Source organism: Streptomyces sp. NPDC053069, from assembly GCF_044546895.1.
Classification (GTDB): Bacteria; Actinomycetota; Actinomycetes; order Streptomycetales; family Streptomycetaceae; genus Streptomyces.
Window position 1 is genome coordinate 320,832 of sequence record NZ_JBITZN010000002.1, and the last position, 17,265, is coordinate 338,096.

General features: G+C 69.6%; 18 protein-coding genes. 10 read left to right on the plus strand and 8 right to left on the minus strand.

Annotated features, from left to right (window positions below; genetic code table 11):
• Positions 1 to 149 precede the first annotated feature (149 nt).
• The 3 genes from ACIGXP_RS05115 to ACIGXP_RS05125 all read right to left on the minus strand — a co-directional run bounded on the left by ACIGXP_RS05115 (position 150) and on the right by ACIGXP_RS05125 (position 4,086).
• Positions 150 to 845, minus strand: coding sequence for a DUF402 domain-containing protein (locus ACIGXP_RS05115; protein ID WP_399764143.1), 696 nt, complete (start codon positions 843 to 845; stop codon positions 150 to 152).
• A 117-nt stretch (positions 846 to 962) separates the two neighbouring features.
• Positions 963 to 2,348, minus strand: a complete 1,386-nt coding sequence (locus tag ACIGXP_RS05120) for a class II fumarate hydratase (RefSeq protein WP_399764145.1) — start codon at positions 2,346 to 2,348, stop codon at positions 963 to 965.
• 67 nt (positions 2,349 to 2,415) lie between these two features.
• Positions 2,416 to 4,086, minus strand: coding sequence for a fumarate hydratase (locus tag ACIGXP_RS05125; protein WP_399764148.1), 1,671 nt, complete (start codon positions 4,084 to 4,086; stop codon positions 2,416 to 2,418).
• A gap of 167 nt (positions 4,087 to 4,253) precedes the next feature.
• Here ACIGXP_RS05125 and ACIGXP_RS05130 point away from each other — a divergent pair, with 167 nt between their 5' ends.
• Positions 4,254 to 4,973: a DUF1707 domain-containing protein gene (locus ACIGXP_RS05130; RefSeq protein WP_399764151.1), complete on the plus strand. Its 720-nt coding sequence runs from the start codon at positions 4,254 to 4,256 to the stop codon at positions 4,971 to 4,973.
• A 174-nt stretch (positions 4,974 to 5,147) separates the two neighbouring features.
• The gene (locus ACIGXP_RS05135) at positions 5,148 to 5,525 is read left to right on the plus strand and encodes a WhiB family transcriptional regulator (RefSeq protein WP_363217348.1); all 378 of its coding nucleotides are present in this window, start codon (positions 5,148 to 5,150) and stop codon (positions 5,523 to 5,525) included.
• A gap of 166 nt (positions 5,526 to 5,691) precedes the next feature.
• Here ACIGXP_RS05135 and glpX read toward each other — a convergent pair whose 3' ends face one another.
• On the minus strand, positions 5,692 to 6,726 hold the full coding sequence (gene glpX / locus ACIGXP_RS05140) for a class II fructose-bisphosphatase (RefSeq protein WP_363217349.1): 1,035 nt from the start codon (positions 6,724 to 6,726) through the stop codon (positions 5,692 to 5,694).
• Positions 6,727 to 6,854: 128 nt separating this feature from the next.
• Here glpX and ACIGXP_RS05145 point away from each other — a divergent pair, with 128 nt between their 5' ends.
• Positions 6,855 to 7,382 carry a DUF4245 domain-containing protein gene (locus ACIGXP_RS05145; protein WP_363217350.1) on the plus strand — a complete coding sequence of 176 codons (528 nt, stop codon included), beginning with the start codon at positions 6,855 to 6,857 and terminating at the stop codon, positions 7,380 to 7,382.
• Between the two features lie 119 nt (positions 7,383 to 7,501).
• Here the strand turns inward: ACIGXP_RS05145 and ACIGXP_RS05150 are convergent, their stop codons facing one another.
• The 3 genes from ACIGXP_RS05150 to xseA form a co-directional block, all read right to left on the minus strand.
• Positions 7,502 to 8,092 carry a malonic semialdehyde reductase gene (locus ACIGXP_RS05150; protein WP_363217351.1) on the minus strand — a complete coding sequence of 197 codons (591 nt, stop codon included), beginning with the start codon at positions 8,090 to 8,092 and terminating at the stop codon, positions 7,502 to 7,504.
• A gap of 162 nt (positions 8,093 to 8,254) precedes the next feature.
• Positions 8,255 to 8,497, minus strand: a complete 243-nt coding sequence (locus ACIGXP_RS05155; RefSeq protein WP_399764157.1) for an exodeoxyribonuclease VII small subunit — start codon at positions 8,495 to 8,497, stop codon at positions 8,255 to 8,257.
• Positions 8,494 to 9,702 (minus strand): exodeoxyribonuclease VII large subunit, encoded by a 1,209-nt coding sequence (xseA, locus tag ACIGXP_RS05160; RefSeq protein WP_363217353.1) that lies wholly within the window; start codon positions 9,700 to 9,702, stop codon positions 8,494 to 8,496. Before xseA ends, ACIGXP_RS05155 begins: the two co-directional genes overlap by 4 nt.
• Positions 9,703 to 9,866: 164 nt before the next feature.
• Here xseA and ACIGXP_RS05165 point away from each other — a divergent pair, with 164 nt between their 5' ends.
• Both ACIGXP_RS05165 and ppgK read left to right on the plus strand, forming a co-directional pair.
• The gene (locus ACIGXP_RS05165) at positions 9,867 to 10,874 is read left to right on the plus strand and encodes a 4-hydroxy-3-methylbut-2-enyl diphosphate reductase (protein WP_363217354.1); all 1,008 of its coding nucleotides are present in this window, start codon (positions 9,867 to 9,869) and stop codon (positions 10,872 to 10,874) included.
• 95 nt (positions 10,875 to 10,969) lie between these two features.
• Positions 10,970 to 11,716 (plus strand): polyphosphate--glucose phosphotransferase, encoded by a 747-nt coding sequence (ppgK, locus tag ACIGXP_RS05170; protein ID WP_399764161.1) that lies wholly within the window; start codon positions 10,970 to 10,972, stop codon positions 11,714 to 11,716.
• A gap of 53 nt (positions 11,717 to 11,769) precedes the next feature.
• Here the strand turns inward: ppgK and ACIGXP_RS05175 are convergent, their stop codons facing one another.
• A complete protein-coding gene (locus tag ACIGXP_RS05175; protein WP_363217356.1) occupies positions 11,770 to 12,324 on the minus strand; it encodes a DUF6542 domain-containing protein in 555 nt (184 codons plus the stop codon).
• 185 nt (positions 12,325 to 12,509) lie between these two features.
• On the opposite strand from ACIGXP_RS05175, the gene ychF reads away from it, so the two are divergent.
• The 5 genes from ychF to ACIGXP_RS05200 all read left to right on the plus strand — a co-directional run bounded on the left by ychF (position 12,510) and on the right by ACIGXP_RS05200 (position 17,257).
• Entirely contained in the window at positions 12,510 to 13,598 is a 1,089-nt protein-coding gene (gene ychF, locus ACIGXP_RS05180; protein ID WP_399764166.1) for a redox-regulated ATPase YchF, read from the plus strand.
• Between the two features lie 576 nt (positions 13,599 to 14,174).
• Positions 14,175 to 14,513, plus strand: a complete 339-nt coding sequence (locus tag ACIGXP_RS05185) for a hypothetical protein (protein WP_363217358.1) — start codon at positions 14,175 to 14,177, stop codon at positions 14,511 to 14,513.
• Positions 14,514 to 14,565: 52 nt separating this feature from the next.
• The gene (locus ACIGXP_RS05190; protein WP_399764169.1) at positions 14,566 to 15,354 is read left to right on the plus strand and encodes an ATP-binding cassette domain-containing protein; all 789 of its coding nucleotides are present in this window, start codon (positions 14,566 to 14,568) and stop codon (positions 15,352 to 15,354) included.
• Entirely contained in the window at positions 15,348 to 16,637 is a 1,290-nt protein-coding gene (locus ACIGXP_RS05195; protein WP_399764172.1) for an ABC transporter permease, read from the plus strand. Before ACIGXP_RS05190 ends, ACIGXP_RS05195 begins: the two co-directional genes overlap by 7 nt.
• Positions 16,637 to 17,257 carry a hypothetical protein gene (locus ACIGXP_RS05200; protein WP_399764174.1) on the plus strand — a complete coding sequence of 207 codons (621 nt, stop codon included), beginning with the start codon at positions 16,637 to 16,639 and terminating at the stop codon, positions 17,255 to 17,257. Before ACIGXP_RS05195 ends, ACIGXP_RS05200 begins: the two co-directional genes overlap by 1 nt.
• The last annotated feature ends 8 nt before the right edge of the window (positions 17,258 to 17,265 follow it).

Genomic DNA, 17,265 nt, shown 5'->3' on the forward strand with positions numbered 1-17,265 from the left:
CGCGGTGGTCACGCCGTCGTACCCCTCGCTCACGTCCTGCCGCCCCTCGGTGACGATCGGTCAAGCCCGGCGGATGCGCCGGGAGTTGCTTGTGTGCGCCCTTGCGGAGGACGATCCTACGTTTCTGGACCGGGGGCGCATCAAGGGTCTCATGAGGACACGTGCGCGGGCGTACGGTCCCAGTCCTCGGGGAGAGAAGGTACCGCCCAGGACGGATCCGGGCGCCAGTGCGGCCAGTCGTCGGACAACGGCGGCCCCCAGGCCTCGATCACCTCGACCGCGTCCCGCCCGGCCGTCCGGACCCGTTCGGCGGTGGCCGCGTCCATCAGCCCGTCCCGCTGGGCCTGCGCGAACTCGTCCTCGTCGCGCCAGTGCCAGCTGCGGTCGGGGTGGACGGAGATGTCCAGGAAGTAGTCCTCGGAGTCCACCCCGCCCGCCCAACGGACCAGTGGCTGCTCAAGGTTGACGTACCAGTTCTTGAACCGCCAGCCCGGCTCCCAGAACAGCCACACCGACCAGGGCCGGCCGGGCTGGGCCAGCTTCAGCACGCCCGTGCCGAACCAGCGGTCCCGCTGTACCGTGCGCGGCTTGGTGTAGCGGGACGGAAGCGGCTCCAGGTGCACGGGCGTGCCGTCGGCGAGGACCGGCTTCACACACTCGGTGCCGGGGGCCAGCCACACGGCGAGCAGTTCGGCGTCGTCACGGACGACGGTGACGGGCCGGGCGATGTGGAAGTGCCGGCCGGCGTTCTCCCGGTAGCGCCACAGGATCTGATCCCCCGGGTTCCAGTGGCTCGCACGTCCCGCGTCCGCGTCCAGGTGTGTCATCGCTCCGTCGTCCGTCATGGACAGATATTAGGTGCCGCAGGCATACGACGCTGCGGTGCACGTCACGGTTCCGGGACGGGTGCCGGCGGCGCCGGCGGCCGGCGGTGGCCGGAAAGGTTCGGTCGGGTCACGGGGTCACGGGCGGGTCATCCGCAGGACGTCCAGCGCCTCGTCGAGTTGTTCCAGTGTCAGGTCACCGCGCTCGACGTAGCCGCCCTCCAGCACGACCTCCCGGATCGTCTTCCGCTCGGCGAGGGACTTCTTGGCGACCTTCGCGGCCTCCTCGTAGCCGATGTACTTGTTGAGCGGCGTCACCACGGACGGGGACGACTCGGCGTACTCGCGGGTCCGCTCCCGGTCGGCGGTGATGCCGTCGACGGTCCGGTCGGCCAGCAGCCGCGAGACGTTGGCGAGCAGCCGGACGGATTCGAGTACGTTCTTGGCGATGACCGGGAGCATGACGTTGAGCTCGAAGTTCCCGGAGGCGCCGGCGGTGGCGATGGTGGCGTCGTTGCCGATCACCTGGGCGGCCACCATGAGTACGGCTTCGGGGATCACCGGGTTGACCTTGCCCGGCATGATGGACGATCCCGGCTGGAGGTCGGGCAGCCGGATCTCGGCGAGTCCGGTGCGGGGCCCGGAAGCCATCCACCGCAGATCATTGGCGATCTTCGTCAGTCCGACCGCGATGGTCCTGAGCTGCCCGCTGGTCTCGACGATCCCGTCCCGGGCGCCCTGTGCCTCGAAGTGGTCGCGCGCCTCGGTCAGCGGCAGCCCGGTGGCCCGGGCGACCTCCTCGATGACGGCGGCGGAGAAGCCGGGCGGCGTGTTGATGCCGGTGCCCACGGCGGTGCCGCCGAGGGGGAGTTCGGCGAGGCGGGGGAGGGAGGCGCGCAGCCGCTCGACGCCGTGGCGGATCTGGGCGGCGTATCCGCCGAACTCCTGGCCGAGGGTCACGGGCGTGGCGTCCATGAGGTGAGTCCGCCCGGACTTGACGACGTCGGCGAACTCCTCGGACTTGCGGGAGAGGGAGGCGGCGAGGTGGTCGAGGGCGGGGATCAGATCGTGGGTGACGGCGGCGGTGGCGGCGATGTGGATGGAGGACGGGAACACGTCGTTGGAGGACTGGGAGGCGTTGACGTGGTCGTTGGGGTGCACGTCCCGGCCCAGCCGCTCACTGGCGAGCGTGGCGATGACCTCGTTGGTGTTCATGTTGGAGGAGGTGCCGGAGCCGGTCTGGAAGACGTCGATGGGGAAGTGCTCGTCCCACTGTCCCGCCGCGACTTCGGCCGCGGCTTCCTGGACGGCCTCGGCGATGTCCTTGTCGAGCACACCGAGCTGCGCGTTCACCTTGGCGGCGGCGCCCTTGATCCGGGCCAGCGCCTCGATGTGGGCGCGTTCGAGACGCTGCCCCGAGACGGGGAAGTTCTCGACGGCGCGCTGGGTCTGGGCGCGCCACTTGGCGGTGGCGGGGACGCGGACCTCGCCCATGGAGTCGTGCTCGATGCGGTAATCGCTCATGCCGGGTACAGCGGTCCGGGCGGCCCGAATGTTCCGTGCCCTGGGCCGCCCGGGTGTCGCCGTACCTTTACGCGAGCCCGGGGCCCCGCACGGGGATGGAGGTGAACGTCGGCGCGGGCGCGGGATCCTGGAAGAAGTCGTTGCCCTTGTCGTCCACGACGATGAACGCCGGGAAGTCCTCGACCTCGATCTTCCAGACGGCCTCCATGCCCAGCTCCTCGTACTCCAGCACCTCGACCTTCTTGATGCAGTCCTGGGCGAGGCGCGCGGCCGGGCCGCCGATGGAGCCGAGGTAGAAGCCGCCGTGGGCGTTGCACGCGTCCGTGACCTGCTTCGAGCGGTTGCCCTTCGCCAGCATCACCTTGGAGCCGCCCGCCGCCTGGAACTGCTCGACGTAGGAGTCCATACGGCCGGCCGTCGTCGGGCCGAAGGAACCGGAGGCGTACCCCTCGGGGGTCTTCGCCGGGCCCGCGTAGTACACCGGGTGGTCCTTCAGGTACTGCGGCATCTCCTCGCCCGCGTCCAGCCGCTCCTTGATCTTGGCGTGCGCGATGTCACGGGCCACGACGAGCGGGCCGGTCAGCGAGAGGCGGGTCTTGACGGGGTACTTCGTCAGCTCGGCGAGGATCGTGTCCATCGGCTGGTTGAGGTCGATCCTGACGACGTCCGAGGACTCGTCGAGGTGCTCGTCCGTGGTGTCCGGGAGGAACCGCGCGGGGTCGGTCTCCAGCTGCTCCAGGAAGACGCCCTCGGCGGTGATCTTCGCGACGGCCTGGCGGTCGGCCGAGCAGGAGACGGCGATGGCGACCGGGCAGGAGGCGCCGTGCCGGGGCAGGCGGACGACACGGACGTCGTGGCAGAAGTACTTGCCGCCGAACTGCGCGCCGATACCGATCTTCTGGGTCAGCTCGAAGACCTTCTGCTCCAGGTCCTTGTCGCGGAAGCCGTGGCCGAGCTCCGAGCCCTCGGCGGGGATCTCGTCCAGGTAGTGCGCGGAGGCGTACTTCGCGGTCTTCAGCGCGTACTCGGCGCTCGTGCCGCCGACGACGATCGCCAGGTGGTACGGCGGGCAGGCGGCCGTACCGAGCGAACGGATCTTCTCCTCCAGGAACTTCATCATGGAGGCCTCGTTCAGGACGGCCTTGGTCTCCTGGTAGAGGAAGGACTTGTTGGCGCTGCCGCCGCCCTTCGCCATGAACAGGAACTTGTAGGCGCCGCCGTCGGTGGCGTACAGCTCGATCTGGGCCGGCAGGTTGGAGCCGGTGTTCTTCTCCTCCCACATGGTGAGCGGGGCCATCTGGGAGTAGCGCAGGTTCAGCCTGGTGTAGGCGTCGTAGATGCCGCGGCTCAGCGCCTCCTCGTCGCGGCCTTCCGTCAGTACGTTCTGGCCCCGCTTGCCCATGACGATCGCCGTGCCGGTGTCCTGGCACATGGGGAGCACGCCGGCCGCCGCGATGTTCGCGTTCTTCAGCAGGTCGAGCGCGACGAACTTGTCGTTGCCGGACGCCTCGGGGTCGTCGATGATGCGGCGCAGCTGGGCGAGGTGGGCGGGGCGAAGGTAGTGCTGGATGTCGTGGATGGCCTCCTCGGCCAGCTTGCGCAGCGCCTCCGGCTCCACCTTGAGGAACGTCCGCCCGTCCGGGCCCTCGACGGTGGAGACGCCCTCGGACGTCACCAGCCGGTAGGGGGTGGTGTCCTCTCCCTGGGGGAGCAGATCGGTGTACGCGAACTCAGGCATCTCAGCCCATTCCTCACTCGGCAGACGGCTGCCCGCCGACGCTGGCGGGCTTCACCAGCGTAGAACCTGCCGCCGACAGCGAACCTGTGAGGTGAGGCTCAGTTCGACACGCCCGGGGTTTTCCCCACCTCTAGTCGCGATCTATCGCGTTTCGGTACGCTGCTGTCGTGGACCTTCAGAAGCACACCGAAGCACCTGTCGCCGAACTGCGTGCCTCGGACGCCGACCGTGATCGCATCGCCGAGATCCTCCGTGAGGCCCTGGCCGAGGGGCGGCTGACCCCTGACGAGCACGCCGAGCGGGTCGAGGGCGTCCTCGCCGCCAAGACCGTGGGCGAGCTGGAGGCCTTCATACGGGACCTGCCGGCCGCCCACCAGCAGCCGTCCGCCTCCGCCTGCACGCCGGTCCCGCCCCGCCCGGCCCCGGACGCGATCCCGCACGAGGCCGACGCCAACGTGGTCGCCGTCTTCAGCAGCGCGGTGCGCCGGGGCCGCTGGCGCGCCGGCCGCCGGATCCACGCGTACTCGGTCTTCGGCAGCGTCGAGATCGACCTCAGTGAGGCGATCTTCGAGTACCAGCAGGTCGTGATCAAGGCTGTCTCGGTCTTCGGTGACGTCCAGATCCGTGTCCCGGAGAACGTGTCGCTGCGCGGCACCGGAGGCGGCGTCCTCGGCAACTTCGAGGTGGACACGCTGGACTCGGTCGACTCCGAAGCGCCGGTCGTCTACGTCGACGGCTGGGCGGTGCTCGGCAATGTCGAGGCGCGGCCCAAGCGTGGCAAGCGTGTGGCGGACATCCTGGACCGGGTACACGACAAGATCGACCGGAAGCTGGATCGCGTCCAGGACAAGGTCGACCGGAAGCTGCGCAGACACCTGGGCCATTGACAGTCGCGAATCCGCCGGTGATCGGAAGGGTCCGGCCCTCCTGCGCCCTCGCGGTGGGGGCGCGAACGAGCCGCCGTGCGCCTGCTGTTGGGAACGCTGTGCATAGGCGCGCGCACAGCGGGTAGGCCTTGCTGCATCGTCTCTCGCTCGCGAAGCCGTCGTCAGGAGTAGACCGTGCTGCAACCGCCGCATTCGTCCCTGCAGGTCGCTGCCGTTCCGGCCCAGCGGGTGCCAGCGCGAGACAGGGACCAAGACGCTCCCTGGCACACCGAGGCGGTGTGCCAGCGCGACGAGGCCGGCCTGTTCTTCGCCCCGTCGAAGGAGCCGACCGCCGCCCGGCTCTCCCGCGAGGAGGCGGCCAAGCGCGTCTGTGCGCGCTGCCCGGTGATGGTCGAGTGCCGCGAACACGCCCTCCTCCAGCCCGAACCGTACGGCGTCTGGGGCGGCCTCACGGCAGCCGAACGCCGGGTGGTCCTCGCGAGGCGCCGCAGGCGGGAGATGGAACTGAAGAAGGCGACCCGAGCGACGACCGCCAACCGCATAGCCGGATGAGTGGAGAAGGGCCGCCCTCTCCGCACAGAGGGCGTGTCCCTGCCTCAAGGGGCGCGGGGCTGTGTGTGATGATGCGGCTTCGCCGCGTCGGCGCGAGCAGCCACGGATCACCCGCAGCCGCCCACGCTCCCCGCGCCCCCTCCGAATGGGCGCACTCGCCCCGGAACTACTTCGCCCGGTCGAAGTCAATCGCGCTGTACGCCCGCAGCTTGCTCAGCCGGTGCTCGGAATAGATCCTCCGCACCGTCCCGGACTTCGACCGCATCACGATCGACTCGGTGAGCGCGGTCTCCGACCGGTACTGAACACCCCGCAGCAGCTCACCGTCGGTGATACCGGTCGCGACGAAGAACACGTTCTCGCCCGACACCAGGTCGTCGGTCGTCAGCACGCGGTCCAGGTCGTGCCCGGCCTCGATGGCGCGCGCCCGCTCCTCGTCGTCCTTGGGCCACAGCTTGCCCTGGATGGTGCCGCCCAGGCACTTCACCGCGCAGGCCGAGATGATGCCCTCGGGCGTACCGCCGATACCGAGCAGCAGGTCGACGCCCGTGCCTTCGCGCAGTGCGTACACCGAGCCGGCGACATCGCCGTCGGAGATCAGCTTGATGCGCGCGCCGGCCTCCCGGACCTCCCTGATCAGACCCTCGTGCCGCGGCCGGTCCAGGATGACGACGGTGACGTCCTCCGGCGAGGACCGCTTGGCCTTGGCGATACGGCGGATGTTCACGCCGACGGGCGCGTTGATGTCGACGAAGTCCGCCGCCTCCGGGCCGGTGACCAGCTTGTCCATGTAGAACACCGCGGACGGGTCGAACATGGCGCCCCGCTCGGCGGCGGCGAGGACGGCGATCGCGTTCGGCATGCCCTTGGCCGTCAGCGTGGTGCCGTCGATCGGGTCGACCGCGATGTCGACCTCGGGACCGGTACCGTCGCCCACGTGCTCCCCGTTGAAGAGCATCGGGGCCTCGTCCTTCTCGCCCTCGCCGATGACGACGACGCCGTTCATCGAGACGGTGGAGACGAGGGTGCGCATGGCGCGCACCGCAGCACCGTCGGCGCCGTTCTTGTCGCCGCGCCCCACCCAGCGGCCCGCGGCCATCGCAGCGGCTTCGGTCACCCGGACGAGTTCCAGGGCGAGGTTGCGGTCGGGAGCCTCGGAGGGAACATCGAGCTCGGACGGCAGGTGATGATTTTCGGTCATCGGAGCGCACCTTTCTGATACGACGACGGCCGGATGAGGGTATTGGACCCTGACTCTATCGCCGGACAGACAAAATGAGCAGGGGGCCCCACGGATGAGCGGATGGGGCACCTGCGACGATAGAGGGCGTGGCAGGTTCGAACGGTAAGCAGAAGACGGCCCGGGACATGGTTCTCTCCCTGGTCCTGATCGGCATCGCGGCGTTGGTCGTCTATTTCCTCGCCATCCCGCACGACGATCACGCTCCCGACCTCAAGCGGGTCGACTACCGGGTCGAGCTGCTCACGGCCCGTCGCGCGGCGAGCTACCCCGTGGCCGCCCCCGAGGGCCTGCCGAGCACCTGGAAAGCGACCTCCGTACGCTTCCAGGGCGAGAACTCCGACCGCTGGCACCTCGGCTACCAGACCCCGGACGGTCAGTACGTCCAGATCGAGCAGTCCACGCAGAAGGCGTCCGAGTTCATCGACGAGGCCAGTCAGGGCGCGTCGGCGACGAAGCAGACCGAGACGATCGGCGGCCGGACCTGGACCCGCTACACCGGCGGCCGCTACGACGCCCTCGTCCTGACCGGCACGCCCGGATCCACGACGGTGGTGGCCGGCACGGCGTCCTTCCCGGAGCTGACGAAGGTGGCCGCGGCACTGAAGATGCAGTGAGCCACACCTGACATGCGCACGAGGCCCCCGGCGGTGTTACCGGGGGCCTCGTGCGTGAGGGGGCCGTGCGGGCGCCGCACGGGGTCGTGCGGGGCCGTTCGGGGCGTCGTGCGGGCGTCTCAGACGGTCGTGACGACGTCGTCGTACGCCAGGCGCGGCGAGCGCGGGAACCAGGCGTCCGGGCCCGGCCTGCCGATGTTGACCACCATCAGCGGGGTGTGGTCGTCGTCGAGGAACTCCTTGCGGACGCCCTCGAAGTCGAGGCCGGTCATCGGGCCGGCGGCGAGGCCCGCGGCGCGGACGCCGATCAGGAAGTAGGCGGCCTGCAGCGCGGCGTTCAGCGCGGCGGCGCTCTCACGGACCGGACGCTCGCTGAAGAACACGTCCTTGGCCTGCGGGAAGTGCGGGAAGAGGGCCGGCAGCTCCTCGTGGAACTCGTTGTCCGCGGAGAGGATCGCGACCAGCGGGGCGGCGGCCGTCTTCGGCTGGTTGCCCTCGGCCATGTGCGTCACCAGGCGCTCACGGGCCTCGGGGGAGCGGACCAGGGTGATGCGCAGCGGGCTCTGGTTGAAGGCGGTGGGGCCGTACTTGACCAGGTCGTAGATCGCCTGGACCTGCTCGTCGGTCACCGGTTCGTCGGTGAAGGTGTTCGCGGTGCGGGCCTCGCGGAACAGTAGGTCCTGGGCGGCGGGGTCAAGAACGAGAGACATGGTGCTTTTCCTAGGGGTGCGTCTTGTGCCGACGTACCGGACCGTGGTCCGGATCGGCTGATGACACCGACCCTACGCCAGTGAAGTTCAACCTTCAACAATGACAGGGGTGTGGTGACCCGCCTCACGGCCTCCATGCAGCGACCCTCCCCTCGAACGCGCCTACTCGGTCTCCGCTCCCTGCCCCGCTGCCTCCCCCTCTTGCTCCTCGGCGAGCGCCGCGTCCAGCCGGGCCCGCGCACCCTCCAGCCAGCGCCGGCACACCTTCGCCAGCTCCTCGCCGCGCTCCCACAGAGCCAGGGACTCCTCCAGAGCCGTACCGCCCGCCTCCAGGCGCCGCACGACCTCGATCAACTCGTCCCGCGCCTGCTCGTACGACAGCGCCTCGTCCACCTTGCTGGTCATTCGCCCACCTTCACCGTGAATTCACCGTCGGCGACGCGCGCACGCAGCGCCTCGCCCTCCGTCACCTCGTCGGGGCCGCGCACCACGTGCCCGTCGGACCTCTGCAGGACCGCATAGCCGCGCTTGAGCGTGGCCGCGGGGGAGAGGGCCACCACGCGCGCGTGCGTGTGCGTCAGCTCCGAGTCCGCGCGGTCCAGGAGATGGCCGAGGGTCCGCCGGCTCCGCTCGACCAGGGAGGCCACCTGGCCGGCGCGCTCGTCGATCATCCGGTGCGGATCCTCCATCGAGGGACGGGCCAGCGCGTGGGCCAGACCGTGCTCCTCCCGCTCCAGAAACGCGTTCATGCACCGCCGGGCCCGGTCCCGCAGCATCCGCACCCGCTCGAACTCCTCGCCCACGTCCGGTACGACCTTCTTGGCCGCATCGGTCGGGGTGGAGGCACGCAGATCGGCGACGAAGTCCAGCAGCGGGTTGTCGGGCTCGTGCCCGATGGCGGAGACGACGGGCGTACGGCACTCGGCCACGGCCCGCACCAGCTGCTCGTCGGAGAACGGCAGCAGGTCCTCCACGCTGCCGCCGCCGCGCGCGACGACGATCACGTCCACGTCCTCGATCGCGTCCAGCTCCTTCACCGCCTGCACGACCTGCGGAACGGCGTGCACGCCCTGCACCGGGACATTGCGCACCTCGAAACGGACGGCGGGCCAGCGGTGCCGTGCATTCTCCAGCACGTCCCGCTCCGCGGCGGAGGCACGGCCGCAGACCAGCCCGATCAGCTGCGGCAGGAACGGCAGCGGCTTCTTGCGCTCCGGCGCGAACAAGCCCTCGGCCGCGAGCGCCTTCTTCAGCCGCTCCAGCCGGGCCAGCAGCTCGCCGACGCCGACGGGTCTGATCTCGGCGGCACGCAGGGAGAGCTGGCCGCGCGGGGCGTACCACTCGGGCTTGGCGAGTACGACGACACGGGCGCCCTCGCCGACGACGTCCGCGACGGTGTCGAACACCTGCCGGTAGCAGGTCACGCTCACGGAGATGTCGTACGACGGGTCGCGCAGCGTCAGGAACACGACCCCGGCGCCGGGCCGCCGCGACAACTGCGTGATCTGCCCCTCGACCCACACCGCACCGAGCCGGTCGATCCAGCCCCCGATCAGCCGGGAGACCTCGCCTACCGGCAGGGGAGCCTCAGGGGTCGTGTTCACAGCCATGCGGTCGAGCGTATCGGCCGGGGCTGACAGCGGAGCGCCGTCCGCAGGCAGCCGCTGTGGCAGCACAGCCGCAGTCGCCGCACCCGCATGCGCGCCGCAGCCGCGGCCGGTCCAGCGCGCAGCCCTGCCGAAGCGCCGCCGAACGCACCCTTACGATGGGTCGCATGACCGCTTCGTCTGGCCGCCGTGTCCTGCTCGCCGCCCCCCGGGGCTACTGCGCCGGTGTGGACCGCGCCGTGATCGCCGTCGAGAAGGCCCTCGAACAGTACGGGGCCCCGATCTACGTCCGGCACGAGATCGTCCACAACAAGTACGTCGTGCAGACCCTGGAGAAGAAGGGCGCCGTCTTCGTCGAGCGGACGGAGGAAGTGCCACCGGGCAACATCGTCATGTTCTCGGCGCACGGCGTCGCCCCGGTCGTGCATGAGGAGGCCGAGCAGGGCCGCCTCGCCACCATCGACGCCACCTGCCCCCTGGTCACCAAGGTCCACAAGGAAGCCGTCCGCTACGCCAAGGAGGACTACGACATCCTCCTGATCGGCCACGAGGGCCACGAGGAGGTCATCGGCACCTCCGGCGAGGCCCCCGAGCACATCCAGCTCGTCGACGGCCCCGGGGACGTCGCCAAGGTCGAGGTCCGCGACCCGTCCAAGGTCGTGTGGCTGTCCCAGACCACCCTCTCCGTGGACGAGACCATGGAGACCGTCGACGCCCTGAAGACGAAGTTCCCGGGCCTGGTCTCCCCGCCCAGCGACGACATCTGCTACGCCACGCAGAACCGTCAGCTCGCCGTGAAGCAGATGGGTGCCGAGGCCGAGCTGGTCATCGTGGTCGGCTCGCGCAACTCCTCCAACTCCAAGCGGCTGGTCGAGGTCGCCAAGCTCGCCGGTGCCCGCGAGGCCTACCTGGTGGACTTCGCCGACGAGATCGACGAGGCCTGGCTGGAGGGCGTCACCACCGTCGGTGTCACCTCCGGCGCCTCCGTCCCCGAGGTGCTGGTCGAGCAGGTCCTGGAGTGGCTCGCCGAGCGCGGTTACGGCGACGTGGAGATCATCAAGGCCGCCGAGGAGTCCATCACCTTCTCGCTGCCCAAGGAACTCCGCCGCGACCTGCGCGAGGAGGCGGCCGCCCTGGTCGCCGAGCGCGGCGGGTCCGGCACTCCCGAGGCGTGAGCGCCGGCATTCCTGAGGCGTGACCGTCGGTCCTGGAAGGTGAGCGCCGGCACTCCTGGGGCGTGACTGTCAGTCGTCCGTCGTAACGTGGAGCCATGCAGATCTTCGGTGTGGACATCGGCGGCTCCGGGATCAAGGGCGCCCCCGTGGACCTGGACAGGGGCGACCTGGCCCAGGAGCGCTGCAAGGTGCTCACCCCGCACCCGGCGACGCCCGACGGCGTGGCCGACGGGGTAAAGCAGGTCGTCGACCACTTCGGCTGGACCGGCCCGGTCGGCCTGACCTTCCCCGGAGTGGTCACCGGCGGTGCCACGGTCCGTACGGCGGCCAACGTCGACACAAGCTGGATCGACACCGACGCGCGCGCCCTGTTCAGCAGCAGACTGGGCGGCCTGCCGGTGACCGTCGTCAACGACGCGGACGCGGCGGGCGTCGCCGAGATGCAGTTCGGCGCCGGCCGCGACCGCAAGGGCACGGTCGTCCTGCTCACCTTCGGCACCGGCATCGGCAGCGCCGTCTTCGCGGACGGCATCCTCGTCCCGAACACGGAGCTGGGCCACCTGGAGCTGAACGGCCACGACGCGGAGAAGAAGGCCTCCAGCAAGGCCAAGGACGACCACGGCCTGAGCTGGGAGCAGTGGGCGCGCCGCGTCCGGAAGTACCTGGCACACGTCGAGATGCTGTTCTCGCCGGAGCTGTTCATCATCGGCGGCGGGGTCAGCCGCAAGGCCGACAAGTTCCTGCACTTCATCGAGGGCATCAGAGCCGAGATCGTCCCGGCCCAGCTGCAGAACAACGCGGGCATCGTGGGAGCGGCGATGCGAGCGGCCCAGCACGCGTAGCCCCCAGCGGCCCGCGGGCCGCCGGATCCGGTGGGAGAGCCGGTGCCCGCCGCTCAGATCGTCCGGCGCCTACGCCACCGCACCCACCGCACCCGGCGTACCAGCACGATCACTCCGGCGACGAGCGTCCCGCCGTAGAGCCAGCCGGCCTGGGTGGCGAGCCCGGTGAACAGCCCCATCAGCCGGCCGAGCAGCCCCCCGCTGCCGTCGGCGACGGGCAGCAGCCCCACGGCGAACGCGATCGGTACGACCACCGGAGCGGTCAGTACGTCCCCGGCCCGCACCCACAGCGCGGTCAGGACGCACACCGGCAGGAACAGCACGCCGTACACCGTGAGGGCCCCGCCGAACAGCAGCGAGTCCAGGCAGCCGAGCAGGAACATCAGCACGGCACAGAACAGTCCGCTGCCGAGCCCGGTGAGCCGGGGACCGGGAAGCAGCGGACCCGGCGACGCCGGCCGGGTGGTGCGCTGCCGCCCCGGCCGCCGCGCCCCCGGGCCGGGCCTGCCCCCGCCGGGCCTGCGCCGGGCCTGCGGGGGCAGGTGCGCGGGCTTCCGCGAGCCGCGTCGCGCTCCGTCGTTCGGGGGTCGCGTTCTGCGTTGCTCCACTGGACCAACTTAGGTCTGTTTATGTGCCGAATCACCCATCCGACACGCCGGTGGGAAGTGCTCGGCCGGACGTTCGAAGCTCCCGCGAGCCGGTGGGCGCGGAACCCGTAAACTGGGGGATCGGCCAGTGTCGGTCTCTGGCCCCTGACAGCCCCCTGGCCCACTCATCTACGGGAAGTCGCAACGTGTCGCTCACGATCGGAATCGTCGGCCTGCCCAATGTCGGCAAGTCGACCCTGTTCAATGCCCTGACCAAGAACGACGTGCTGGCGGCCAACTACCCGTTCGCCACGATCGAGCCGAACGTCGGCGTGGTCGGCGTCCCCGACGCCCGCCTGGCCAAACTGGCCTCGATCTTCTCCTCCGAGCGCATCCTCCCGGCCACGGTCGACTTCGTCGACATCGCGGGCATCGTGCGCGGCGCCTCCGAGGGCGAGGGCCTCGGCAACAAGTTCCTCGCGAACATCCGCGAGTCGGACGCGATCTGCCAGGTCATCCGCGCCTTCAAGGACGAGAACGTCGTCCATGTCGACGGCAAGGTCTCGCCGAAGGACGACATCGAGACGATCAACACCGAGCTGATCCTCGCCGACCTCCAGACGATCGAGAAGGTCCTTCCGCGTCTCCAGAAGGAGTCGCGGATCAAGAAGGACGTCGCCCCCAAGGTCAAGGCGGTCGAGGAGGCCAAGGAGATCCTGGAGAAGGGCGACACGCTCTTCGCGCACGGCATCGTGCAGGGCACCGAGCGCAACGAGCTCCTCCACGACCTGCACCTGCTCACCACCAAGCCCTTCCTCTACGTCTTCAACGTCGACGAGGACGAACTGGTCGACGAGGAGTTCAAGAACGAGCAGCGCGCCCTCGTCGCCCCCGCCGAGGCGATCTTCCTCAACGCCAAGCTGGAGGCGGACCTCGCCGAGCTGGACGAGGAGGAGGCCCTGGAGCTGCTGGAGTCCGTCGGCCAGCACGAGCCCGGCCTCGCCACCCTGGCCCGCGTCGGCTTCAACACCCTCGGCCTGCAGACCTACCTGACGGCCGGCCCCAAGGAGTCCCGCGCCTGGACGATCAAGAAGGGCGCCACGGCCCCCGAGGCGGCCGGCGTGATCCACACCGACTTCCAGAAGGGCTTCATCAAGGCCGAGGTCATCTCCTTCGAGGACCTCGTCGAAGCAGGCTCGGTCGCCGACGCCCGCGCCAAGGGCAAGGCCCGGATGGAGGGCAAGGAGTATGTGATGCAGGACGGGGACGTGGTGGAGTTCCGCTTCAACGTGTAGGCGTACTCCAGAGGAAGACAAGAAGGGTCCGGCTCGTTGGAGTCGGACCCTTCTTTGCCGTGGTGCTGTTCTCTGCCGTGGTGCGCCCGGAGAGCCGCTCTCAGCGGAGGTCGGTGATCTCTGGTGCGAACACCGTGCTCAGTGGCTCCGGACCTACGTACTTTTGGCAGTTGCACGGCCGGGATTCGTACTGCAGGGGTTTGCGGTCGGCGTCCCATACCGTCGGCACCTCAGGAGCGCTCGTTGCTGGCGCTCGGTTGCCTTGAGGAGTTCCAGCTTGCGTCGTGCCGGGTCTTCAACGCGCCGCGAAGAGGAGCGGCTCGCCGTATGCGAGTGGGCGACGACAAGCGTCCAGGCGCTGACCGAGTCATTGGGCGGATCTTGAACGGTGTCCGGACCGATGCCGGATCGCGACCCGGTCCGGGGCGGGACCGGCAGGGGCGAGATTCAGCCAACTGGCGGTATCTCTACGGCTGAAAATGATCTTGCTCGTCGGGTGGGGGGTCCCTAAGGTCTCGATGTTTGTGCCTGTCCCGGCAGCGGGACGGGCGTGTGTGTCTGACCATGAGGGGAAAAATGAAGACGGGGATCGCAAAGGGGAGCCTGACGAAGACCATCGGGAAGGCGGCGGTCGTAGCGGCTCTGGCCACGGCAGCCTTCTCGATGGCCGGCCCGTCGGCGAGCGCCTCCGCGGAGAGCCACTGGACGTACGGATGCCGTGGGTACTGGTACCACACCTCCGGCCACGCCTACTGCGACCACGCGTACGCTCCGGCCGACACGTATCTCGTGACGTACGACTGCAACAACGAGCTGGACGAGCAGAAGTTCGCCCACGCCAAGTGGGGCTACGTCGGCAAGATAAGCTCCTACGAGTGCACCTTCAAGATCAACAAGACGCGCGTCACTGTCTAGTCGTCGCCCGTCTCAACTTGTGGGGCAGGATTCGTCCTGCCCCACAAGGCGTTTGGAGAACTTGATGCCTGACAGGGCTATCGCAACGCTGACTGCCCTTTCACAAGGGTACGGAGACAGACTGGTCATCGAGGAACTCGATCTGACCGTCATGCCCGGCATCACAGGCCTGTTGGGGCCGAACGGCGCGGGCAAGACGACCCTGTTCCGTACCCTCAGCGCAGTGACACCTCCGCTCTCGGGGTCTCTTGAGCTTTTCGGTGCCCGTATCACCGGAGAGAAGGAAGCCCGCACCGCGCGGCGCGACATCGGCTATCTGCCGCAGGACTTCGGTTATTACCCCGCCTTTTCCGTCGGTGACTTCGTGCGTTACTGCGCCTGGTTGCGCGAGGTGCCAGAGAAGGACGCGGGCCGGGCCACGGATCTCGCCCTGAGCGCGGTCGGCCTCACGGACCGGGCCCGGCACAAGATGAAGTCCCTGTCCGGGGGCATGCTGCGCAGGGCGGGCATCGCCGGCGCGATCGTGGGTTCGCCGAAACTCATCCTGCTCGACGAGCCGACGGTGGGTCTCGACCCCGCGCAGCGACTGGAATTCCGCAGCCTGATCCGCGATCTGTCGGGACAGGGCGCCGCCGTCGTACTGAGCACACACCTGGTCGAAGACGTCAGTGCCGCCTGCGACACCGTCGTCGTACTGCAGGACGGCAAGGCGATCTACCGCGGCACACCGGCGCAACTGGCCGACGAAGCCGATCCGGCCGCCCCCGGGGACAGTCCTCTGGAGCGCGGATACATGACCAGGCTGGGGAATCGAGACAGTGAAGCGGACGTAGCATGCTGAGCATTTTCCGTATGGAGTTGCGCCGCTCCCCGGTGCTCACCGCTCTGCCCGTGCTCATCGCCGTCGACCTGGCGGTGCTCTTCGGACGCACCCGGTACTGGGTGGGCGTATGGCCCGAGGCCAGCGCGGCCGCGCAGATGGTGACCCTCTTCCTGGGGCCGGTCCTGGCCGCGATCGCCGCCTGGCAGGCCGGACGGGCTTCCCGCGCGCAGATGCCGGAGTCGCTGCTGGCGGCCGCGCGCCCGGGGTGGCAGATCGAGAGCGCACGGCTGGCAGCCACGCTCACCCTCGGCTTCACCGCCTACGCCGTCGGCTGCCTGGTCGCCGCCGCGGTGTCGCTGCCCGACGCGGGCCCTGGCTTCCTGTGGCCCTCCTACATCCTGATGGGCGCCAACACACTGATCCTCTTTGCCGCCGCCGGCCACCTGGCCGGCCGCTGGTCGCCGTCCCCCGCGTTCACGCCGGTGGTCTGCGCCCTGGGCGGCTTCGTCGTCATGATGGGTGTCGGTCAGAACCTCGGCCTGTTCGTCCTGTCCGGTACGCCGGACCAGATGCTGCGTCTGCAGCCCATCGCCGTGCACTTCGCGTTCGCTGCCGCACTGACGGTCCTCGCGGTGACGCTTCCCCGGCCGCACGCGGCCACCGGCCGTCTTCCGCGGTGGCCCCCCTCCGTCGTCCAGCGCCTCTCCGTCGTCGTCCCCGCGGCCGGTGCGGCCTTCGCCCTGGTCGCCGTCCCGGCGGCCGGTGAGGTTCGGGCCGAGCGGCCCGCCACGGCCGTTCGGCCGCTCTGCGGGAAGGTCGCCGGAGTCCCCTCCCAGGTCTGTGTGTGGCCCGAGCACCGCAAGTACCTCGCCGACCTCGTGAGCATGGCCGGCCATGTGTCGCGCATTCCGCAGCCGTGGATCAAGATGCCGCGCCGGATGAGTGAGTACGGGCTGATGCCCACGTCGATGGGTGACGGCGGATTCGATGTGACGGAAGGGCATGTGCGCACCGCGGCCATCGCCATGTCGAACAGCGTCTTCTACACCTCGTTCCCGAAGTGCCGACCGCCTGCTGAGCGGCGCGACGCCTGGCAGCTGGCCAAGGACCGGGTCACCCTGTGGCTCGAATACAGGGCGATGGCGGAAGACCCCGGTGTCGCCGACGCGGGTCTGTCCATGAGCGGTGTCTCGCAGGCGCAGGCCGATGCCGCCGCTGCTGTCCGCATGCCCGAATCCGCCCAACGGAAGTGGACCGCCCAGCAGTTCACCGTTCTCCGCACGAGTGGTTGCAGCCCCTGATGCAGGTCACCGCGCTCCTCCGCTTCGCGCGCCTTCACCGCCTCTGGCCGATCCTGGCCGGGGTCGTCCTGGTGGCGCTGCTCTCGGCCTTCCTGGGCGGTTTCGAGATACCCCTGCCCTCGCTGGACGGCGGAGCCGCCACCGGTATCCCGTTCAGGCGTGATCTGCCCCTGCTGTCGGGCGTCTTTCTGGCGGCGGCCGGCACCAGCAGCATGCATGCGTACGAGCGTGCCGCCGGGCCACGCTACTTCCGGCTGCTCGGTGCCTACGTGCTGGCCCTCACCGTCGTCGCAAGCCTGTGCTCGTTCGCCGTCCAGGGGCTGGCCGCAGGGGCGCACACCGGAGTCTCCTTCGTTCGCTCGATGCTGATCTGGTTCGGTCTCGCCCGGGTGTCCGCCCGGGTGATCGGCTGGAATCTGGCGTGGGTGTTGCCGGTCGCCTCGGTCTTCCCGCTCATCTGGCTGAGCGACGGCGCCTGGTGGGACTGGACGGCTGCCCCTGCCGCGGACCCCGTCGGCTGGGGCACCGCCGCCGTCTCCCTGTCGCTCGGTGTCCTGTTGACGGCCGCCACTCCTTGGCGGGTGCGCTCTCTTCTGCATTCCGTCCGCCGCCACCCGTAAGACCTGGA

Coding starts and splice junctions, on each gene's coding strand:
- ACIGXP_RS05115 (WP_399764143.1), bottom strand. CDS start 845: ATGACGGACGACGGAGCGATGACACACCTGGACGCGGACGCGGGACGT.
- ACIGXP_RS05120 (WP_399764145.1), bottom strand. CDS start 2,348: ATGAGCGATTACCGCATCGAGCACGACTCCATGGGCGAGGTCCGCGTC.
- ACIGXP_RS05125 (WP_399764148.1), bottom strand. CDS start 4,086: ATGCCTGAGTTCGCGTACACCGATCTGCTCCCCCAGGGAGAGGACACC.
- glpX (WP_363217349.1), bottom strand. CDS start 6,726: ATGACCGAAAATCATCACCTGCCGTCCGAGCTCGATGTTCCCTCCGAG.
- ACIGXP_RS05150 (WP_363217351.1), bottom strand. CDS start 8,092: ATGTCTCTCGTTCTTGACCCCGCCGCCCAGGACCTACTGTTCCGCGAG.
- ACIGXP_RS05155 (WP_399764157.1), bottom strand. CDS start 8,497: ATGACCAGCAAGGTGGACGAGGCGCTGTCGTACGAGCAGGCGCGGGAC.
- xseA (WP_363217353.1), bottom strand. CDS start 9,702: ATGGCTGTGAACACGACCCCTGAGGCTCCCCTGCCGGTAGGCGAGGTC.
- ACIGXP_RS05165 (WP_363217354.1), top strand. CDS start 9,867: ATGACCGCTTCGTCTGGCCGCCGTGTCCTGCTCGCCGCCCCCCGGGGC.
- ppgK (WP_399764161.1), top strand. CDS start 10,970: ATGCAGATCTTCGGTGTGGACATCGGCGGCTCCGGGATCAAGGGCGCC.
- ACIGXP_RS05185 (WP_363217358.1), top strand. CDS start 14,175: ATGAAGACGGGGATCGCAAAGGGGAGCCTGACGAAGACCATCGGGAAG.
- ACIGXP_RS05195 (WP_399764172.1), top strand. CDS start 15,348: ATGCTGAGCATTTTCCGTATGGAGTTGCGCCGCTCCCCGGTGCTCACC.
- ACIGXP_RS05200 (WP_399764174.1), top strand. CDS start 16,637: ATGCAGGTCACCGCGCTCCTCCGCTTCGCGCGCCTTCACCGCCTCTGG.